Genomic DNA, 18,230 nt, shown 5'->3' on the forward strand with positions numbered 1-18,230 from the left:
TCATGTTGGTTCCGTAACGTTCACGGCGGAGGTCTTTCCGATGCGCGCCGACCGACTCGTCAGCCTGATGATGCTGTTGCAGAGCCGCCCGAAGCTGACCGCGGGCGAGCTGGCGCGTGAGCTCCAGGTCTCCGCGCGGACCATCCACCGAGACCTCGACGCCCTGTCTGCCTCGGGCGTGCCCGTGTATGCGACGCGCGGCTCGGAGGGCGGAGTGGCGTTGCTCGAGGGGTGGAAGACGCAGCTGACGGGCCTGACGCGCGCGGAGCTGCACGCGCTGGCGGCGATGAGCGCGGCGCCGGGAGGGTTGGGGGACATCGGGTTGAGCGCGCCGCTGCGCAGCGGGTTGGTGAAGCTGGCGGCGGCGCTGCCCGCGTTGCAGCAGCCGGCGCTGGAGTACGCGCGGCAGCGGCTGCATGTGGACGCATCGGGTTGGTTCGCGGAGCGGGAGTCGGTGCCCCATCTGGAGGAGCTACGCGAGGCGGCGTGGGAGAACCGGCGGGTGTCGCTGAGGTACCGGGACTTCGATGGGAAGCGTGGCCGGCGACAGGTGGAGCCGTACGCGCTCGTGTTGAAGGCGGACCGTTGGTACCTGGTCGCGGGGACGGAGGCCGGTACTCGGGTGTACCGGGGCTCGCGCATCGACGGGGTGAAGGTGCGTGCGGAGACCTTCGAGCGCCCCGCGCGGTTCGACCTGCCCGCGTTCTGGAAGGAGTGGTGCGCGCGCTTCGCGCAGAAGCGGGCACAGTACGAGGTGACGCTGCGATTGACGCCGGAGGCGGAAGGCCTGCTGCGGCGGATGCGCCCTCCGGTGGATGGCGTCCGGTTCGACGCGGGGGATGCTACCCACGGACGAAAGACAGTCACCGTCGACTTCGAGCGTGAGGCCATCGCGATGGACCAGCTGTGCGCGGTGGGCCAGGGATTCGAGGTCATCGAGCCCCGGGCGCTCCGGGTGCGGTTCATTGCCTTGGCGAAGGCGGTCCTGGAAACCCATCAAGGCGAGGGATGAGGGCTGGGAGGCATGTTAGCCTCGCAGGGACATGAGCAGTCATTCGGGTCCAGGGGTACCTCCCTGGCATCGGTTGCGCGGGCCTCGCATGTGCCCTCGCGTGGGGAGTCTCACCCATCCTTCTGAACGTCACGAGGTCTCGCGGCCATGAGATGTGCATCCATCCTGTCCCTGTTGCTCGCCTCTTCCTGCTCCGCGCCGAGCCTTTCCGAACCCAACTCGGACTGCGACAGGAAGCCCGATGTGACCCGAGTGTTCGAGGTAGGCACCACCGAGGCGGTGCTGGGCGACGGCTCGGGTTGTCGGGTGGTGGCCGTCTCCACCGCGCTCCTCGGCTTCACGCCAGGCTGTCTGAGATTGCATGCGAGGGACGCCGCGAGTGACAAGGAGTTCATCGCGGATGTGACCGACCTCCGTGCGCGCCAGGCGAGGGACCTCCGCCTGGCGTTCCTCCCTCCTGACTCGTGGTCCTCCGACATCGGCGTCACGGTCCGCTCGTTCGAACAGCGCTGCGACGGAGTCCAGATCGGCGTCTTCCACCAGGGAGTCACCGTGCGACCCGGGCAGGTGGTCCCAGCGTCCATGACCCTCGATGGCCGGGATGCCGACAATGACGGGTTCGTCGCCAGGAACTTCGGAGGCTCCGACTGCCGGGACGACCTGGCCACCGTCTTCCCCGGCGCCCCCGAGCTGTGCAACGGCCAGGACGACAATTGCGACAGCGTCCAGGACGAGGGTTACCCCAACCTCGGCTCCGCGTGCCTGGATGCCAGCACCCAATGCGCGGGCACCTACCAATGCTCCCCGGAGCAGGACTCGACCGTCTGCGTCCCTTCGGGTTCGTGCTGACGGAGCGGCCCCAGGACCTCGAAGCGGCGTGAGCCTACTCCGCTTCGAAGTTGTGCTTGATGACCTTGGTCTCCCCTGCCCCCACCTCCACGGTGACATGTTGTGTCTTCTGGAGGTCGGGGTTGTGCAGCTTGATGCGGTGCTTTCCCGCCGGGACTTCCTTGGGGGCGAACGGCGTCGGCCCCAACTCCTGGTCATTCAGCGTGACGACGGCATAGGGCCGGATGCGGAACTCCAGTGTCCCCTTGCCCACGCGCACCGGAGGCTTCGCACGGGCCGCGGGCTTCGCTTCGAACACGGGAATCTGCGAGGGCTTCTGCCCCACGGGGCTCGCGGCCCCTTGCGCCGGCCGAGGAGCGACGGCGGCCGGCGGCTCCACGTTGGCGCCTCCCGCCTGAGCCACCCTGGGAGGCTTTGCCTGCGCCGGCTCCGTTCCCTTCACGACCTCCACCGGATTCCCAGCAGGCGCGCCGGAGGGCGGAGCGACGTGTGCACGCTCGGGCAGAACCTCCTGCCCATTGGGGGCCTGAACCACCGGGGCCGCCACCTCGGGTGACTTCGCGACCTGGGCCACGCCCTCGCGCACAGGCGCCGTCACCGACTCGCGCTTCGTCGCGACCGGCAGCGGCGGCGGGTTCACGAACTTCGGAGACTCCTCGCGCGTGGCCAGCACCAGACCGCCGCCCACCACGAGCACCACTCCCGCCGCCATGACTCCGAGCAACCACCCACGCCCCGGGCCCATGGGCGCGGAGACCTGCACCCCCGTGGAGATGTGGTCCTCATCCGACGCCCCCGCGTCCGTCCGCACGCGGTCATTCGCATCCCGCTCGGCCTCGGCGCCCTGGGCCACGTCCGTGGCTCCCGCGAGCGAAGCGGCCTTCCACCCGTCATCCGCCCCACGAACCTGCCCCGCCATCCCCGCCTGCGCCGGCAAGGCATGCCGCGAGCTCCCCCGCTTCCCCTTCTCCCGCGCCTCCACCGGAACAGGCCGGGCCTGCGCCACCTCGCCGCCCATCACCCCGCGCACCGACAGCGGCATGGGCGTGGTCGGCGACGTCGAATCCACCACCGCCGGCAGCGGCGTGGTCTTCATCGGCCGCTCCTCCACGGGCGCGGACATCGACCGGGGCGCGCTCGCGGGCTTCGGCGGCGTCATGCCCACGGGCGCCACCACCCCCGCGGCGGGCGTGCCCCCGACCTCCGCCATCACCTTCGCCACGAACTGCGAGAGCTGGTACGCCCCCACCGGCTCGCCCGACGACAGCAGATAGCGCTCCAGGTCCGACTGGAGCGCGCGGCAGTCCGGATAGCGCGCGTCGCGCTCCTTCATCAACGCCAGCTCGAGAATCCTGCGCAGCGGCTCGGGCACATCGGCCCGGCGCGCCTCCACCGGCACGAAGGGCTCGAACAGGATGGCCTGCATCGTGCTCGCCTCGGTGGTGGCCTCGAACGGGCGCTTGCCCGTGAGCAGCTCGTACAGCACCACCCCCAGCGCATACACATCCACGCGGCGGTCCAGGGGACTGGCGCGCAGCTGCTCCGGCGGCATGTACGCCACCTTCCCCTTCACCACGCCCGTCTGCGTGCGATGCCCCTGCCCCGCCACCTTCGCCACGCCGAAGTCCACCACCTTCACCGCGCCCTGCCGAGACACCAGGATGTTGTCCGGGCTCACGTCGCGGTGGATGAGCCCCAACGGCTCCCCCGTCGCCGCGTCACTGAACTCGTGCGCGAACGCCAGCCCCTCCGCCGCCTGCGCCACCAGCTTCGCGCACACCACCGGCGGCAACGGCTGCTCCGACGCGCGCTTCACCAGCCGCCGCAACGTGGGCCCGTCGATGAACTCCATCGCCAGGAAGTAGCTGCCGTCCGCCTCGCCGAAGTCGAAGATTTGAACGATGTTCGGGTGCTCGAGCTGCGCGGCCAGCCGCGCCTCGCCCAGGAACATCTCCACGAACGCGGGGTCCTCCGCCAGATGCGGGAGGATGCGCTTCAAGACGAGCGTCTTCTCGAACCCCATGGGGCCAGCGGCCTTCGCGAGGAAGACCTCCGCCATGCCCCCCGAGGCAAGCTTCCGGACGAGTTGATACTTCCCGACTTGCATTGAGCTGAAGGTTCTCCCAGGTTTTCCCGGAAAAGTGAAATCCCTCCGCGAGTGTTCTGCCCAGGACCATGCAGCCGAGCGTCAACGAGTTTGCCCTGGCGCGACCGGCTCCGTAGGATCCGCGCCACGCATGCCCCCGAAGCTCATCGGTCCCTACCGCGTCCTGGAGACGCTCGGCAGCGGCGGGGCTGGCACCGTGTACCGGGCCCTGGACCGCCGCAGCAACGACGAAGTCGCCCTGAAGCTGCTCTCGGCCGGCCCGACGCTGGACGAGCGCGCGGCGCGGCGGCTCGCGCGCGAATTCGAGACGCTGGCGGACCTGTCCCACCCCAACGTGGTGAAGGTCTTCGAGGCGGGGGTCCACCAGGGCTGGCCCTACCTGGCCATGGAGCTCATCGAGGGGCTCACGCTGCGCCACTACCTGGAGATTCGCGGGGACGACCTCTTGTCGCCCAGCAGCTCCAGCGCGCCCCGGAGCCTGTTGTCCGTGCGGCGCACGGCGGATGACGACTTCGGGGTGGGCAGCGACTCGGACCTGGACCTGCCGGGGGACTCGCGCTCGGGGCACGAGGGCCTGTTCAGCATGGACGCCTTCAACGAGGAGCCCCCGAGCGAGGATTTGCGCAGCTACGGCGCGGAGGACAACCAGGACGCGCTGGACTCGGACGACTCGCTGGAGGGATTTGACGTGCCCGCCCCCGCGCCCCGCAAGCCCGCGGACGACGCCCGGGCGCCGCGCGTGGAGGACCTCAACCGGCCCGAGCGCATGGGGCGGCTGAAGGACACCATGCTCCAGCTGTGCGAGGCGCTGGCGTACATCCACGGGCACGGCCTGGTGCACCGCGACCTCAAGCCCTCCAACGTCATGGTGGACGAGGACCGGCAGGTGCGGCTGATGGACTTCGGCCTGGCGAAGTTCCTCGCGGACGACGTGGCGATTACAGAGGCCGGCAAGATGGTGGGCACGTACCGCTACATGGCGCCGGAGCAGATTCTCGGAGAGCCGCTGGATGGACGCTCGGACCTGTACAGCCTGGGCGTCATCCTCTATGAGCTGCTGAGCGGGCGGCCCCCCTTCGACGCGAAGACGCCGCACGAGTTGTGGCGGCAGGTGTTGGAGACGGAGCCTCCGCCCGTATTGGCGTTGAACCTTCATGGGGACCCGCAGTTCGCGCGGGTGGCCCACCGCCTCATCCGCAAGGAGCCGGACGACCGGTTCCAGACGGCCGAGGAAGTCTACGAGGCACTTTCCGAGTGAGCACCTCCCAGCTTCACACCTTCACGGTGGCCGCCGACAAGGCGGGCCAGCGCGTGGACCTCTTCGTGGGCGAGGCGCTGAGCCTGTCGCGTGCCCGCCTCAAGCGACTCTTCGAGTCCGGCGCGGTGAAGGTGAACGGCCGCGCGGCGAAGAAGGGCCTGACGTTGGTGGAGGGCCAGGCCGTGGCCGTCGTCCTCGAGGAGGAGACGCGCGAGGCGGTGCCGGACCAGGACTTCCCGCTCACGGTGCTGCACGAGGACGCGGAGCTGGTGTTCGTGGACAAGCCCGCGGGCCGGCCCTCGCACCCGCTGCAGTCGGGGGAGACGGGCACGGTGGCCAACGCGCTCGTGGCGCGCTACCCCGAGTGCGCGCAGGCGTCGGTGGACCCGCGCGAGGGCGGGCTGTGCCACCGGCTGGACGTGGAGACGTCGGGCGTTGTGGTGGCGGCGCGCACGAGAGCGGCCTGGAACACGGTGCGCGAGGCGTTTGGTGAGCGCGCGGTGGACAAGCGCTATCTGGCGCTGGTGACGGGGCCGCTGGTGGACGAGGGCGACATCGAGCTGCCGCTGCGTCACCACCCGCGCCATCCGGACCGGGTGGAGCCCGCGCCGTACGGTGCCGAGGACGCGCGCGAGGCGGTGTCTCGCTTCCGGGTGCTGTCGCGCGCCGGAGAGCACAGCGTGGTGGAGGTGCGCATCCTCACGGGCGTGCTGCACCAGGTGCGCGCGCATCTGGCGGGCATCGGCGCGCCCATCGTCGGGGACACGCTGTATGGCGGGCGCGAGGCGCCGGAGCTGGGGCGCTTCTTCCTGCACGCGCGGGCGCTGGGGCTGTCGCATCCGGTGACGAAGAAGCCCCTGCATGTGACCAGTCCCCTGCCCCCGGAGCTGCGCGCGGAGCTGGAGCGGCTGGGATTGCCGCTGCCGCGTGGCGAGCACGGCGACGCGAGCGTCAGTTCCCCAGCGACTTGAGCATCGCCCTGACTTCATTGGCGGAGGCCCCGGAGGGCTCCAGCTTCAAGTACTGGTTGTAGGCCCGTGCCGCCTCGGAGTTCTTGCCGATGGACTGGTACGCCATGCCGAGCGACAGCCAGGCCCGGGCGTTCTTCTCGTCGTCCCGGACCACGTCCGCCAGCAGCTTCGTGGCCTCGCGGAAGGCGGACTCGGACTCGAAGCCGTTCGTCAGGGCGATTCCCAGTCCGGCCTTGGCCTCCGTGGAGTCGGGCTTGAGGCCCAGCGCCTTGCGGTAGCTCGCGGCCGCGGACTTGAAGCGATTGCCCACCGTGGCGCTCTTCGCCTGCTTGATGAGGTTGGCGTATTCGCCCTCCGAGTCCACGGAAGCCTGGGCGACCGCGGGGAGCGGCACCGCGGGCGCCTCCGCGACGGGGGCCTCCGTGGCCCGGGGCTTCACAGGACGAGCCTCCACGACGCGAATGGGCGCCGTCGGCGTCACCGGCATGGACGCTGGCGCTCGTTCGGACAGACGCCAGACCGCGAACCCGAGCCCTCCCAGGAGCAGACAGGCCGCGCCGAGCCCGATGCCCGACAGACGTCGGACACCCCGAGGAGCCTGGGTGGATGCCCCCGTCTCCATCAAGGCCTCCGGCGCGGTGTTGATGGCTCGCGGAGATGTGGGGCGGGCCAGCGCTTCGCTGAATGCGGCGGGAACCTGGGGCGGGCGCCCCTCCTCACGCAACTCCCGTGCGAACAGCGTCTGGACGAGCCACGCCACGGACATCGGGGAGAAGCGAGGTGTGGTGGCATAGAGAAAGCCGGAGAGCGCTTCCGCGAAGGCGTGCGCTGACTCGAAGCGCTCCTCACGATGCACCGCGAGGGCCTTCTGGAGGATCTCCTCCAACTCGACTGGCAGCTCCGGCCGCAGAGAGCGCGGCGACGGGAACCGGCCCTCCTGGAGCTGGTGCATGACGACGTACGAGGGCCCTTCGAGCGGAAGCCGACCGCACAGCAATTGATAGAGCACGACTCCGGTCGCCCAGACATCCGTGCGAGCGTCGACCTCCTCTCCGCGCGCCTGTTCCGGGGAGAAGAAGAGGTACTTGCCCTTCACGACGCCGGGCTCCGTGTTGAAGCCTCTCAGCTCCCGCGCCTTGGCGATACCGAAGTCGACGATCTTCACCTGCCCTTCGTAGCTGACCAGGATGTTCTCGGGAGAGATGTCGCGGTGCACCAGGTCCAGGCTGACGCCGCGATTGTCCACACGGGTGTGCGCGTAATGCAGCCCCCGACAGACCTCCAGCGTGATGAAGACAGCCTGGGCGATGGGGATGGACGCCAGTCCCGGCTGATGCGAACGCTTGAGGATCCGGTCGAGGGGCTGACCATCCACCAACTCCATCGCCAGGAAGTGCTCGCCGTCCGCCTGACCGAAGTCGAAGACCTGGGCGATGTTGCCATGAGAGAGCGAGGCGGAGATGCGCGCCTCGCTGATGAACATCTGGAGGAAACCCTCATCCTGCGCGTATTCGGGCAGCACCTTCTTGATGAGCACCGACTTCGTCACGCCGGCCTCGCCCACCAGACGCGCACGCCACGTCTCCGCCATGCCGCCCTTGCCCAATCTCGACACCAACGTATAGCGCCCCAACGCCTTGGCAGTCACGGAGTCCATGGGAAGGCAATGTAGTCGTTGAGCGCGCGTCCTCCCAGTCCCCGCAATGGAATACAGCTCAGAACGGAGACTCGCGGGAGCCGCGCGCCAAGAGGCATCTTCTCCGGGCTGCGCGACCGGATGCGCGACAACCAGGCCCACCCCCACTACTCGCCCATCACCTTGACGATGACGCGCTTGCGCCGCTGTCCATCGAACTCCGCGTAGAAGACCTGCTGCCACGGGCCCAGGTCCAGCTTGCCCGCGGTGACGGGGATGATGACCTGGTGGTGGACGAGCATCGACTTGAGGTGCGCGTCACCATTGTCCTCGCCCGTCCCGTGGTGGCGATAATCCGGTCCGAAGGGCGCGAGCTTCTGGAGCCACTCCCAGATGTCCTCGTGCAGCCCGGACTCGTCGTCGTTGACGAAGACTCCCGCCGTGATGTGCATGGCGGAGACCAGCACCATCCCCTCCTGGATGCCGCTCTTGCGCACCAGCGAAGCCACGGTGTCCGTCAGGCGCACCAGCTCCCGGCGCTGCTTCGTCTCGAACCACAGGTACTCGGTCAGGGTCTTCATGCGCCACACGATAGCCGAGCCTCCCAGGCCTCGCTGCGGGGAGCACCCCGGCCCGCAGCACGAAGCAGACTTCCCCGCAGCCTCCTCGCTCCGCCCGAGAAGCATGCAACACATTGCGAATCATTCAAACCATCCTCATACTGACGACACCCCGCCTCAAACCCTCCCTTTTCCAGGAACGCACGCGCGCCCCTTCCGCGTCCCTGCGAATGGGTCGCTGAAGCGGCCTGGAGGGCAAGCAGGGTCTGCGAAGCGGGACTCCAACAGTCCGTCCGTTGCGAGCACGGCTCGACCCAGAGCACTTCGAGCGCTTCGCTCACGGGATTCGGCTGTGGGGCTCCGCCGCAGGACTCCAGATTCCATGCAACCTCATGAAGGAGCCCTTGGCCCAACGCTCTTATGAGGCGCTCCGCCGATACGTCGGCGGCGTGTTGCCCTGCCTCGCCTTGTGCGATGCGGCGAACGCCGGGAAGGTCTCCGCCGCCGAGTACCATCAGTTCGGCGTCCAGCGACTCATCCACCACACCATCAACACCGTCATCTGGAACAATGACATCCACAGCATGGCCGTGGAGACGCTGCACCCAAGCCAGGTCCGGAACATGGTCAGCCTCCACGTTGCCCGAGGACATACGCTCCAGGAGGGCGTCGACTTCACCGCCCGAAAGGTCCGCGAGGAAATGCTTCTGTTCCAACAGCGGGCAAACCAGCTGGAGCAAGGGGCGAGCAGACAACTCCAGGGCTTCATCTCCGGCTTGCGCGATTGGCTCCACGGCTACAACGAATGGGCGGACGTCGACACCCAGCGCTATTCATTGCACCACGCGGAGCAGGACCCCGACGACAACGGCGTCCTGCTCGCGGCCCGCTGACACGCCGCTACGGGCTCAGAGACAATCGAACACGAGCGTATCGGGCAACAGCCTACCCCAGATGACGCTCGCCTTCATTCGACTCTCCAACAGGCTTCGGGTTGAGCAACACGACAACGGCCCGCCCAGGAATCACCGGACGGACCGCCTTCGACTCACACGCGCTTCCTCAGTCTTCCGGGATGCTGACCGGCGGGATGCAGGCATTCGTGGACTGGGAGTAGGTCGAGGTCGTGCCCCAGCTCGTCCAGGAGCCACAACCGCATCCCCGGTAGCCCACGATGCGCAAGCGCGTCGAGGAGGTGTAATAGACGGTCCCCGCCGACGTGATGCTGCAGTCGGGAACCAGGCCCTCACGTGACGTGGACTCCTGCTCCCCGAGGTCTTCCTCCAAGGGGCCACCACAACCCGCCAGCATCAACCCCACCGCAAGCAACGCACCGCTGACGAACCTTCCAGCCTGCATTCGTCCCTCCAGGGACTGTTTTTCGGGGGGTACGGCCCCTCTACCCTAACACACCCTGAGTGCGCCCTGCCCATGCGGGCCCACGGAGCCAGACACCCCGCGGGCCCACCGCCTGCGTCAGTAGGCGTAGTAGACGGGCGGCGTCGTGCTGGTGAAGTAGTTGTAGTACGTGGCCACGTAGTTGCTGCCGCTGCCCGTCTCCCCCGGGAGCGGGCCCGTCTTCGTCCCGTAGACCACCAGCGTGGCGCCGGCGTCCGTCTTGTCCAGGTTGCAGGCATTGACGTTGCCCGCGCCGAAGTTCACCACGATGGTGTCGTCGCGCACCTTCCCGAGCGTCGCCACGTCGATGTGATTGACGCGGCACTGCGTGTTGGCACTGCCGCTCGGGGAGCCCTTCGTCGAGTAGGCCGTCGCCAGCCCCACGCCCGTGCCCAGCACGGCGATGTGCGGCGTGTTGTAGGAGCGACCCAGCTCCACGCTGCCCGCCGCGTAGGGACACGTGCCGGACGCGGCGCGCGTCAGGGTGATGGCGTAGCGCGGAGGCAGCTCCCCGGGAATCACCGCCGAGGAGATGGTGAAGCTACAGCCCCCGAAGGAGCTGGTCGTCAGCGCGTCCTCACGCGCGCCCAACGACTCCTCGGGCGAGGACTGCTCGGGACCACCACAGGCGGACAGGGACACAACGGCGCAAGCCCAGACAAGCTTCTTGAAGACAGTCATTTCTTGAGTCTCTCCGGGAAAGGGAGGACCGCGACTCTATGCCCTTCCCGCAACCCCTCACAACACAGGCCGCTGCAACCCGTTCCGACACACCCGCGTCAAGAATGACCAACCCCACGCAAATCGCAAGACACGGTGTCTCGACGGACCACCCGTCCGCTGTCCTCGAAAACCTCTACAAAGGCAGACACGTCTCGCGGCAGCCCGCGTCAAGACCGGGTCAACCTCAACCACGGCGCCACCCGCCAACCTCGGCGAATCCGCCGGCACCACCGCCCAACCCGCCACGCCCCACGCCGCACGCCCTCCCCTCCACATCCTCCGCGAAGCGCCCACACACGGAGTCCACGCCCCCCCTTGACCCACGGACCGGTTTCACGGTACTGATCTTGATATTGATACTGATTATCAAAATCAACTGAGCCTGACAGCATCGGGCCGGACGTGGAGGACACGACGTGGCGCGTGACTTGGGACCAAGGGGCAAGATGTGCCGGCGACTGGGGATTCCCCTGTCGCGAATCACCGCGAAGGATCCGGACAAGGACCCGGTGCTGCGCAGGCCCTACCCGCCCGGCCAGCACGGCGCCACGGCGCGCATGGGCAACAGCGACTTCGCGCGCCGCCTGCGTGAGAAGCAGAAGCTGAAGCTCTACTACGGCCTCCTGGAGAAGCAGTGCCGGCGCGCGTTCATGGAGGCGCGCCGCTCGCCCGGCAACACGGGCACGGTGCTGCTGCAGCTGCTCGAGAGCCGGCTGGACTCGCTCATCCTGCGCGCGGGGCTGGCCACCAGCATCCGCCAGGCGCGCCAGTTCGTGCGCCACGGCTACTTCCAGGTCAACGGCGCCGCGACGGACATCCCCAGCTTCCGCGTCAAGCCGGGCAGCGAGGTGAAGTACCACGCCGCGCACCTGAAGCTGGCCATCGTCCGGGAGTCGTTCGAGCGCATGAAGGGCCGCAACGTGCCGCCCTACGTGCAGGTGCTCGGCGATGGCGAGGGCGTGCGCTACGTGCGCCTGCCCGAGCGCGAGGAGATCCCCGTCGACGTGAACGAGCCGTTCATCGTCGAGTTCTACGCGCAGCGCAGCTGACCGGCGCAATCCCCGAGCGGGGGGCGGGCCCCGCGGGCCGTCCCTCCGCCCGTGTGTTTCAGCCCAGGAGCGCGGCGCGCAGCTCGTCCAGGGTGCGGAACAGCCGGTCCGGCGAGTGCCGGGCCAGCGCCTCCGGCAGCGTGTAGCCCCACGCCACCGCCGCCGCGGGGATGCCCGCCTCCCGGGCCGCGTCGAGGTCGCGAATCTCGTCGCCCACGGAGAGGACCTCCCCGGGGCTGACCTTCACGCGCTTCACCATGCGACGGAACTTGGCGGCCTTCCCGAAGAGGGCGGCGCCACAGTCGAAGTGCGCCACGGCCCGGGTGCACTCCCCCAGCACCGCGCGCACGGAGGCCTCGCTGTCGGAGCTGATGATGGCCACCGTGACGCCCGCGGCCTTCAGGTCCGCGAGCAGCTCCGGCACCCCGGGGAACAGCGGCGTCGACGACGCGGCCGCCAGCTTCTCCTTGCGCATGTGGCTGACGATGGAGGGCAGCCGCCACAGGGGCACCTTCGCCTTCGCCAGGATGTCGTGGCCGGACAGCCCCCGGAGCGCCTCCAGCTCCTCGGGCGACAGGCGCTTGAACCCGAAGCGGTCGGCCACGTCGTTCAAGATGGAGCGGAACCACGGCAGCGAGTCCGCCAGGGTGCCGTCGAAGTCGAAGATGACCAGTCGAAAGGGCGTCATGCGGGGCGCTCCGTCGGTGGGCGGGGGTCCACCGGGGAGCGACGCGAAGTCATAGCAGAACCGCTCAGGTCGAGGGCCCCTGGCTCCGGGCAATCCGGACCACGTGTTCGCGGATGAAGCGCAGGGCCTCGTCGTCCTCGGACGTGACGCGCCAGAACAGCTCCAGGGGCGAGCCCTCCACCGAGAAGGGAAGCTTCACCGTCCGCAGCGCCGGGCGCAACGCCACCACCTGGCGCGCCACCCTCCCCGGCACCGTGGCCAGCAGCGCGCTCCCCTCCACCAGCTCCCCCACCCCGTGGAACGAGGGAATCGACACGCGCACCTTGCGCTGGAGTCCCAGCGCGTCCTCCACCACGCCGCGCAAGTCGCCGTTGTACGAGACGATGACGTGCTCGTGCTCCAGGTAGCGCTCCAGCGTGAAGCGCTTGCCGGGCCGAGCGTGGCGTGGGTCGTAGAGACAGACGAAGCCCTCGTGGAAGAGCTTCAGCCTGCGGATGTTCGGCGGCAGCTCGTCCGCCACCGTCATCGCCACGTCCACCGCGGACGTGCTCAACAGCGCCCCCACGTTCCGGAACTGCGCGGGCAGCACCACCAGCCGCATCCTCGGCGCCTCGCGCGCGAGGACCGCCAGCAGCCGGGGGAGCAGCCACGCCTCGCTCGCGTCGGAGAGCCCCAGGCGCACGGTGCGCTCGCTCGTGCCGGGGTCGAACGCCGCCGGGGATAAGGCCGCCTCCACCAGCGCCTCCAGGTGGGGCCTCGCCGTGGCGAGCAGCTTCCGGCCCCGCGCGCTCAACGCCAGTCCCCGTCCACTGCGCACGAACAAGGGAGCTCCCACGGCCTCCGTCAGCCGCCGGAGCGCCGCGCTCACCGCCGGCTGGGTGAGGTACAGCCGAGCGGCCGCCGCCGTGACACTGCCCGCCTCCGCCACCACGACGAAGACTCGGAGAAGGTTGAGGTCGATCGACTTCTCATAGAGGGCGTTCATGTGAGGAATCCATCCTATTGATTGGATTCAATCATGGCGATGCCTCACCTTTGCCGTGTCCCAACGAACCAGGAGGCGCACATGGACACGAAGCACACGGTGAAGCTGGGGAGCACGGGACCGGAGGTCTTCCGGCTCGGACTGGGCTGCATGGGCATGTCCGGGATGTACGGAGCGGCGGATGAAGCGGAGAGCCTCCGCACCATCCACGCGGCCCTGGAGCGCGGCGTGACGCTGCTCGACACCGGGGACTTCTACGGCATGGGCCACAACGAGCTGCTCGTGGGCCGCGCCATCGCCGGCCGCCGCGAGAAGGTGCAGCTCTCCGTCAAGTTCGGCGCGATGCGTGGACCGGACGGCAGCTGGGGCGGCATGGACCTGCGCCCCGTGGCCGTGAAGAACTTCGCCGCCTACTCACTCAAGCGCCTGGGCGTGGACGTCATCGACATCTACCGGCCCGCCCGCCTGGACCCGAACGTCCCCATCGAGGAGACCGTCGGCGCCATCGCCGAGCTGGTGAAGGCCGGCTACGTGCGGCACATCGCCCTGTCGGAGGTCGGCGCGGAGACGGTGCGGCGCGCCCAGCGCGTGCATCCCATCGTCGACGTGCAGCTCGAGTACTCGCTCGCCAGCCGAGGCCCGGAGGCGAACCTCTTCCCCGCGCTCAGGGAGCTGGGCGTGGGCGCCACGCTCTACGGCGTCCTCTCGCGCGGCCTGCTCACCGGCAGCAAGCCCACCGGCGCGGGAGACTTCCGCGCGCACCTGCCCCGCTTCAGCGGCGAGCACCGCGCGACGAACGAGGCCTCGGTGCAGGCGCTGCATCGCTTCGCCCAGGAGCGGGACCTGTCGCCCGCACAGCTCGCCATCGCCTGGGTCCTCGCGCGTCAGCCCGGCTTCGTCCCCATCATCGGCGCCCGGCGCGTCGCCCAGGTCGAGGACGCGCTCGCCGCCCTGGCACGTCCGCTGTCCCGTGAGGACGTCTCCGCCCTCGAGTCTCTGGTGGCTTTCACCGGCGAGCGGTATGGGGCCGAGCAGATGCACATGCTCGACAGCGAGCGCCCCTGACCTGGAGCGTCCTACGAGTCCGGAAACGTCAGACAGAGCCGGTAGAGTGGCTCCTGCAATGAGAGCCATCATCCACGTGGACATGGACGCTTTCTATGCGTCCGTGGAGCAGCGGGACAACCCGGCCCTGAAGGGCAAACCGCTCATCGTGGGCGGGCATGCGCAGCGGGGCGTCGTCGTCGCCGCGTCCTACGAAGTCAGGCCCTTCGGCGTGCGCAGCGCCATGCCCATGGCCCGCGCGGTGAAGGCCGCGCCGCACGCCATCGTGGTGAAGCCTCGCTTCCCCGCGTACGCGGAGGCCAGCGAGCAGGTCTTCGCCATCTTCGAGCGCTACACGCCGCTCATCGAGCCCTTGTCGCTGGACGAGGCCTTCCTGGACGTCACCGCCTCGGTGGGCCTGTTCGGCGCGCCCTCGGACATCGCGCGGCGCATCCGCAAGGACATCGCGGACGAGCTCCAGCTGCCCTCCTCCGCGGGCATCGCCACGGTGAAGTTCGTGGCGAAGATCGCCTCCGACCTGGCCAAGCCCAACGGCCAGCGGGAGGTGCGCGCCGAGGAGACGGTGGCCTTCCTCGCGGGGCTGCCGGTGTCGCGGCTGTGGGGCGTGGGGCCCAAGACGGAGGAGGCGCTCCAGCGCGCGGGGCTGAAGACCATCGGCGACGTGTCCACGAAGGACGTGGCCTGGCTGGAGCAGCGGCTGGGCACCAGCGGCCGGCACCTGTGGGAGCTGGCCCAGGGCATCGACGCGCGCGACGTCGTGCCGGACCGCGCCGCGAAGAGCGTGGGCGCCGAGGACACCTTCGAGGAGGACCTCGTCGGCGTGGAGGCCTTGAAGCCACACATCCACGCGCAGGCCCTGCGGGTGGCGCGGCGACTGAGGCGCGCGGGCGTGCAGGGGCGCGTGGTGCAGCTCAAGCTGAAGCTGTCCGACTTCACCCTGCTCACCCGCCGCACCACGCTGCGCGAGGTCACGGATGATGGACAGACGCTCTACCGCGCGGCGCTGGAGCTGCTGGAGCGCGCGCACGAGGGCAAGCCCATCCGCCTCACCGGGGTGAGCGTGCAGCTCGACGAGGCCCCACCGCAGCTGGGCCTCTTCCCGGCCGCGCCGCCGCGCACCGCCAAGCTCAACGCGGCGATGGACCGCATCGCGGAGCGCTTCGGCAGCAAGGCCATCACCATGGCGGACATCGCGGGCAGCGACGCCCCGAGCGACGACGCGCACCGCTCCGAGCGCCCCGTGGACAAGACGCCCCCGAAGCGCTGAGGCCTCGCCTCAGTCCGCCGCGGGCACCATGTCCGGAGGAGGCGGCTGCCGCGCGGCCTCGTCCCGCGACATCACCAGCACGCCCACCAGCGCGAGCCCTCCCCCCACGAGCTGCACCCAGTCCGGCGTCTCGCCGAGCAGCGGCACCGCCCACAGCGTGGACAGCACGGGCTCCCCCAGCGACGCCACCGCCACGAAGGGCGCGGACAGGTGGCGCACGGAGGCGTTGAGCAGCGAGTGGCCGATGAGCTGCGGCACCAGCGCCAGCCCCAGCAACACCCACCACGTGCGCGACGAGAAGCCCGTCAGCGGCGAGTCGACGAAGCCGTGCGCCAGCATCAGCGCCGCCGCCGCCACCGCGTAGACGACGCCCACGTACGTGCCCAGCGACATGGACTCGCGCACGCGGCGGCCCACGACGAAGTACACCGCCGCCAGGATGGCCCCGGCCACGGCGAGCAAATCCCCCCACAGCGCCGTGCCGCCGGCCGCGAAGTCCCGCGCGCCGATGAGCACGCTGCCCGACAGGCACAGCACCAGCGCCGCCACGCCCCGCGAGCCCACGCGCTCCGACAGCGCGAGCCACGCGAACAGCGTCACCCACACCGGCTGCGTGGTGACGAGCGCCACGGAGCTGGCCACGGTGGTGTACTGGAGCGACGCAATCCACGTCGCGAAGTGCAGCGCCAGCGCGAGCCCCGACACCAGGAGCCAGCCCCACGTGCGCACGGAGAAGGACGCCAGCTCCGAGCGCCCTCGCACCAACGCCAGCGCCAGGAGCGGCGCCGCGGCGAAGGTGAGGCGCCACGCGGAGATGGCCAGCGACGGGGCCTCGGCGAAGCGGATGAGCGGCGCGGCCCAGGACACGGCCACGACGCCCAGCACCAACCCGCCGTAGACGCGCGCACGGGAAACGTCCGCGCGCGGCGCCTGGATGCTCACGCCTCGCCGGCGCCCGAGCCGGAAGAACCCGCCGAGGCGGCCCCTTCACCGGAGGAACGACGGCGACGACGACGACGGCGGCGCTTGCGCTGACCACCAGGCTCCGAGCCACCCTCGCCCTCCGAGGACTCGGCGCGCGGCGGCGGCACCTCGCCGGCCTTCCACGCCTCCAGCTGCTCACGGCCCTCGCCGGTCGCCTCCACCGACATCTCGAACACGGTGAGCGCCTCGCCGAACAGCGGGTGCCGACGGAAGGCCGCGCTCTTGCGACGGCGCTCCCCCGACAGCGTGCGCTGGGCGAGCAGCAGCATGCGGCAGCGCTCGGCGATGCGGCGCGGCAGCCGGGCCGACTGCACGAAGCCCGCGAGCAGCTCCTCCACCACCTGCGACACCGACGGACGGCCCCCATCCTGCGGCTCGGCCGGAGGCCCGGAGTGGCTGATGGGCACCAGCAGCGCGGCCAGGAGGATGGCGTCGTCGAGCGGCTCGCCCGCGGCCACCCGGCGGTCCAGCGCCTGGGCGAAGGCGTAGAAGGTCTTCTCGCCCTCCTTGCCGTGCTGCTTGAGGTACGCGTTGACGGGCGGCAACAGCAGCTTCAGCGCGTCGAGCGCGTCCAGCAGCTTGAGCGCGGGCGCGGACACCCCGCCGCGGATGAGGCGGAAGGTCTCCTCCAACAGGCGCGCGGGCGCGCAGCGCGGCAGGTCCTCCACCGCGCCCTCCATCGCCGCGTACGTGCGCGACTCGATGTCCAGGTCCAGCTTCGCCGCGAAGCGCACGGCGCGGAGGATTCGCACCGGGTCCTCGCGCATGCGCACCTCGGGGTCGCCGATGGTGCGGATGAAGCGCTCGTCCAAATCACGCCGGCCGCGGACGTAGTCGATGACCCGCCCCTCGCTCACGTCGTAGAACAGGCCGTTGATGGTGAAGTCGCGGCGGCGCGCGTCCTGCTGCGCGGTGCCGAAGACGTTGTCGTGGGTGATGAGCAGGTCATCCCCGCCGTTGTCGCCCTCGTCCTCCGGCGCGGCCGGCGAGGCGGCCTCCAGCTCCGTGGGGTTCGCGCGGAAGGTGGAGACCTCGATGATCTTCCCACCCTTGAAGTAGACGTGCGCCAGCCGGAAGCGCCGGCCGATGAGCCGGCAGTTGCGGAAGATGGCGCGCACCTCGTTCGGGTGCGCGCTGGTGGCCACGTCGAAGTCCTTGGGCTTGCGGCCCAGGAGCAGGTCGCGCACGCAGCCGCCCACCAGGTACGCCTGGTGCCCGTGCTGATGCAGCCGCAGCACCACCTTGAGCGCGTCCGGGTCCAGTTCGTCCGGGTCGATCTCCGCCGGCTCGCCGGTGGAGCGCACGTGGGGCGCGTGCAGCTCGCGCTCGTAGGGGGTCGGCTCGGGCTCGGGCTCGAGCACGGTGGGCACCTGCTCCACCTCTTCGTCGGCGGCGGCCTCGGCCGCGTCCTGCGCCTCGGCGGCGGCGAGCACCTCCTCGACGGCGCCCAGGCCCGTGTCGTCGAGCGAGTCCGCCTCGTCGTCGTCATCCTCGTCGTCGTCCGCCTCGTCCTCCGACGGGGGCTCCGGCGCGCGGGCGGTGGGGGCCGACTGGGCCAGCAGGGGGGATGGGGACTCGACCTCGGAAGGGGCTGAAGCAGTGGCCTCGTTCTCGGGGGCGGTCGCCTGTTCCGAGGGGGCCGCCGTCAGCTCCAGATTGGAAGACATGTAGGAAACCT

17 protein-coding genes are annotated in these 18,230 nt (G+C 69.8%); 8 read left to right on the forward strand and 9 right to left on the reverse strand.

Annotated features, from left to right (window positions below; all coding sequences use genetic code 11):
- Positions 1-40 precede the first annotated feature (40 nt).
- Entirely contained in the window at positions 41-1,012 is a 972-nt protein-coding gene (locus VZQ01_RS03550) for a helix-turn-helix transcriptional regulator (protein ID WP_426746907.1), read from the forward strand.
- 243 nt (positions 1,013-1,255) lie between these two features.
- Positions 1,256-1,861 carry a putative metal-binding motif-containing protein gene (locus VZQ01_RS03555; RefSeq protein WP_426746908.1) on the forward strand — a complete coding sequence of 202 codons (606 nt, stop codon included), beginning with the start codon at positions 1,256-1,258 and terminating at the stop codon, positions 1,859-1,861.
- A 34-nt stretch (positions 1,862-1,895) separates the two neighbouring features.
- On the opposite strand, the gene VZQ01_RS03560 is transcribed toward VZQ01_RS03555, so the two are convergent.
- A complete protein-coding gene (locus VZQ01_RS03560; RefSeq protein ID WP_426746909.1) occupies positions 1,896-3,968 on the reverse strand; it encodes a serine/threonine protein kinase in 2,073 nt (690 codons plus the stop codon).
- A gap of 130 nt (positions 3,969-4,098) precedes the next feature.
- On the opposite strand from VZQ01_RS03560, the gene VZQ01_RS03565 reads away from it, so the two are divergent.
- Both VZQ01_RS03565 and VZQ01_RS03570 read left to right on the forward strand, forming a co-directional pair.
- Positions 4,099-5,226 (forward strand): serine/threonine-protein kinase, encoded by a 1,128-nt coding sequence (locus VZQ01_RS03565; RefSeq protein WP_223746679.1) that lies wholly within the window; start codon positions 4,099-4,101, stop codon positions 5,224-5,226.
- Positions 5,223-6,197, forward strand: coding sequence for an RluA family pseudouridine synthase (locus VZQ01_RS03570; protein ID WP_141332995.1), 975 nt, complete (start codon positions 5,223-5,225; stop codon positions 6,195-6,197). The genes VZQ01_RS03565 and VZQ01_RS03570 overlap by 4 nt, the downstream gene beginning before the upstream one ends.
- Here VZQ01_RS03570 and VZQ01_RS03575 read toward each other — a convergent pair.
- The gene (locus VZQ01_RS03575) at positions 6,178-7,854 is read right to left on the reverse strand and encodes a serine/threonine-protein kinase (RefSeq protein ID WP_408890889.1); all 1,677 of its coding nucleotides are present in this window, start codon (positions 7,852-7,854) and stop codon (positions 6,178-6,180) included. The two genes, VZQ01_RS03570 and VZQ01_RS03575, sit on opposite strands and share 20 nt — an antisense overlap.
- Positions 7,855-8,000: 146 nt before the next feature.
- On the reverse strand, positions 8,001-8,414 hold the full coding sequence (locus tag VZQ01_RS03580; RefSeq protein ID WP_223746677.1) for a secondary thiamine-phosphate synthase enzyme YjbQ: 414 nt from the start codon (positions 8,412-8,414) through the stop codon (positions 8,001-8,003).
- 275 nt (positions 8,415-8,689) lie between these two features.
- Here VZQ01_RS03580 and VZQ01_RS03585 point away from each other — a divergent pair, with 275 nt between their 5' ends.
- Complete coding sequence (locus VZQ01_RS03585) at positions 8,690-9,286, forward strand: terpene synthase family protein (protein WP_426746910.1); 597 nt, start codon at positions 8,690-8,692, stop codon at positions 9,284-9,286.
- A 169-nt stretch (positions 9,287-9,455) separates the two neighbouring features.
- Here VZQ01_RS03585 and VZQ01_RS03590 read toward each other — a convergent pair whose 3' ends face one another.
- Complete coding sequence (locus VZQ01_RS03590; RefSeq protein ID WP_223746675.1) at positions 9,456-9,752, reverse strand: hypothetical protein; 297 nt, start codon at positions 9,750-9,752, stop codon at positions 9,456-9,458.
- A gap of 117 nt (positions 9,753-9,869) precedes the next feature.
- A complete protein-coding gene (locus tag VZQ01_RS03595; RefSeq protein ID WP_426746911.1) occupies positions 9,870-10,472 on the reverse strand; it encodes a hypothetical protein in 603 nt (200 codons plus the stop codon).
- Between the two features lie 458 nt (positions 10,473-10,930).
- Between VZQ01_RS03595 and rpsD the strand changes: the two genes are divergently transcribed.
- The gene (gene rpsD, locus VZQ01_RS03600) at positions 10,931-11,563 is read left to right on the forward strand and encodes a 30S ribosomal protein S4 (RefSeq protein WP_223746673.1); all 633 of its coding nucleotides are present in this window, start codon (positions 10,931-10,933) and stop codon (positions 11,561-11,563) included.
- Between the two features lie 58 nt (positions 11,564-11,621).
- Here rpsD and VZQ01_RS03605 read toward each other — a convergent pair whose 3' ends face one another.
- The gene (locus VZQ01_RS03605) at positions 11,622-12,251 is read right to left on the reverse strand and encodes an HAD hydrolase-like protein (RefSeq protein WP_267696788.1); all 630 of its coding nucleotides are present in this window, start codon (positions 12,249-12,251) and stop codon (positions 11,622-11,624) included.
- A 64-nt stretch (positions 12,252-12,315) separates the two neighbouring features.
- Positions 12,316-13,236, reverse strand: a complete 921-nt coding sequence (locus tag VZQ01_RS03610; protein ID WP_426746912.1) for a LysR family transcriptional regulator — start codon at positions 13,234-13,236, stop codon at positions 12,316-12,318.
- Between the two features lie 81 nt (positions 13,237-13,317).
- Between VZQ01_RS03610 and VZQ01_RS03615 the strand changes: the two genes are divergently transcribed.
- Together VZQ01_RS03615 and dinB are read left to right on the forward strand one after the other, a co-directional pair.
- A complete protein-coding gene (locus VZQ01_RS03615; RefSeq protein ID WP_223746670.1) occupies positions 13,318-14,301 on the forward strand; it encodes an aldo/keto reductase in 984 nt (327 codons plus the stop codon).
- 58 nt (positions 14,302-14,359) lie between these two features.
- Positions 14,360-15,568 carry a DNA polymerase IV gene (gene dinB, locus VZQ01_RS03620; RefSeq protein ID WP_223783067.1) on the forward strand — a complete coding sequence of 403 codons (1,209 nt, stop codon included), beginning with the start codon at positions 14,360-14,362 and terminating at the stop codon, positions 15,566-15,568.
- 9 nt (positions 15,569-15,577) lie between these two features.
- Here the strand turns inward: dinB and VZQ01_RS03625 are convergent, their stop codons facing one another.
- Together VZQ01_RS03625 and pcnB are read right to left on the reverse strand one after the other, a co-directional pair.
- Positions 15,578-16,510, reverse strand: a complete 933-nt coding sequence (locus VZQ01_RS03625) for a DMT family transporter (protein ID WP_223746668.1) — start codon at positions 16,508-16,510, stop codon at positions 15,578-15,580.
- Positions 16,507-18,219 carry a polynucleotide adenylyltransferase PcnB gene (gene pcnB / locus VZQ01_RS03630; RefSeq protein ID WP_426746913.1) on the reverse strand — a complete coding sequence of 571 codons (1,713 nt, stop codon included), beginning with the start codon at positions 18,217-18,219 and terminating at the stop codon, positions 16,507-16,509. Before pcnB ends, VZQ01_RS03625 begins: the two co-directional genes overlap by 4 nt.
- Positions 18,220-18,230 lie beyond the last annotated feature (11 nt).

This window comes from Myxococcus faecalis, assembly GCF_050039385.1.
GTDB lineage: Bacteria > Myxococcota > Myxococcia > Myxococcales > Myxococcaceae > Myxococcus > Myxococcus fulvus.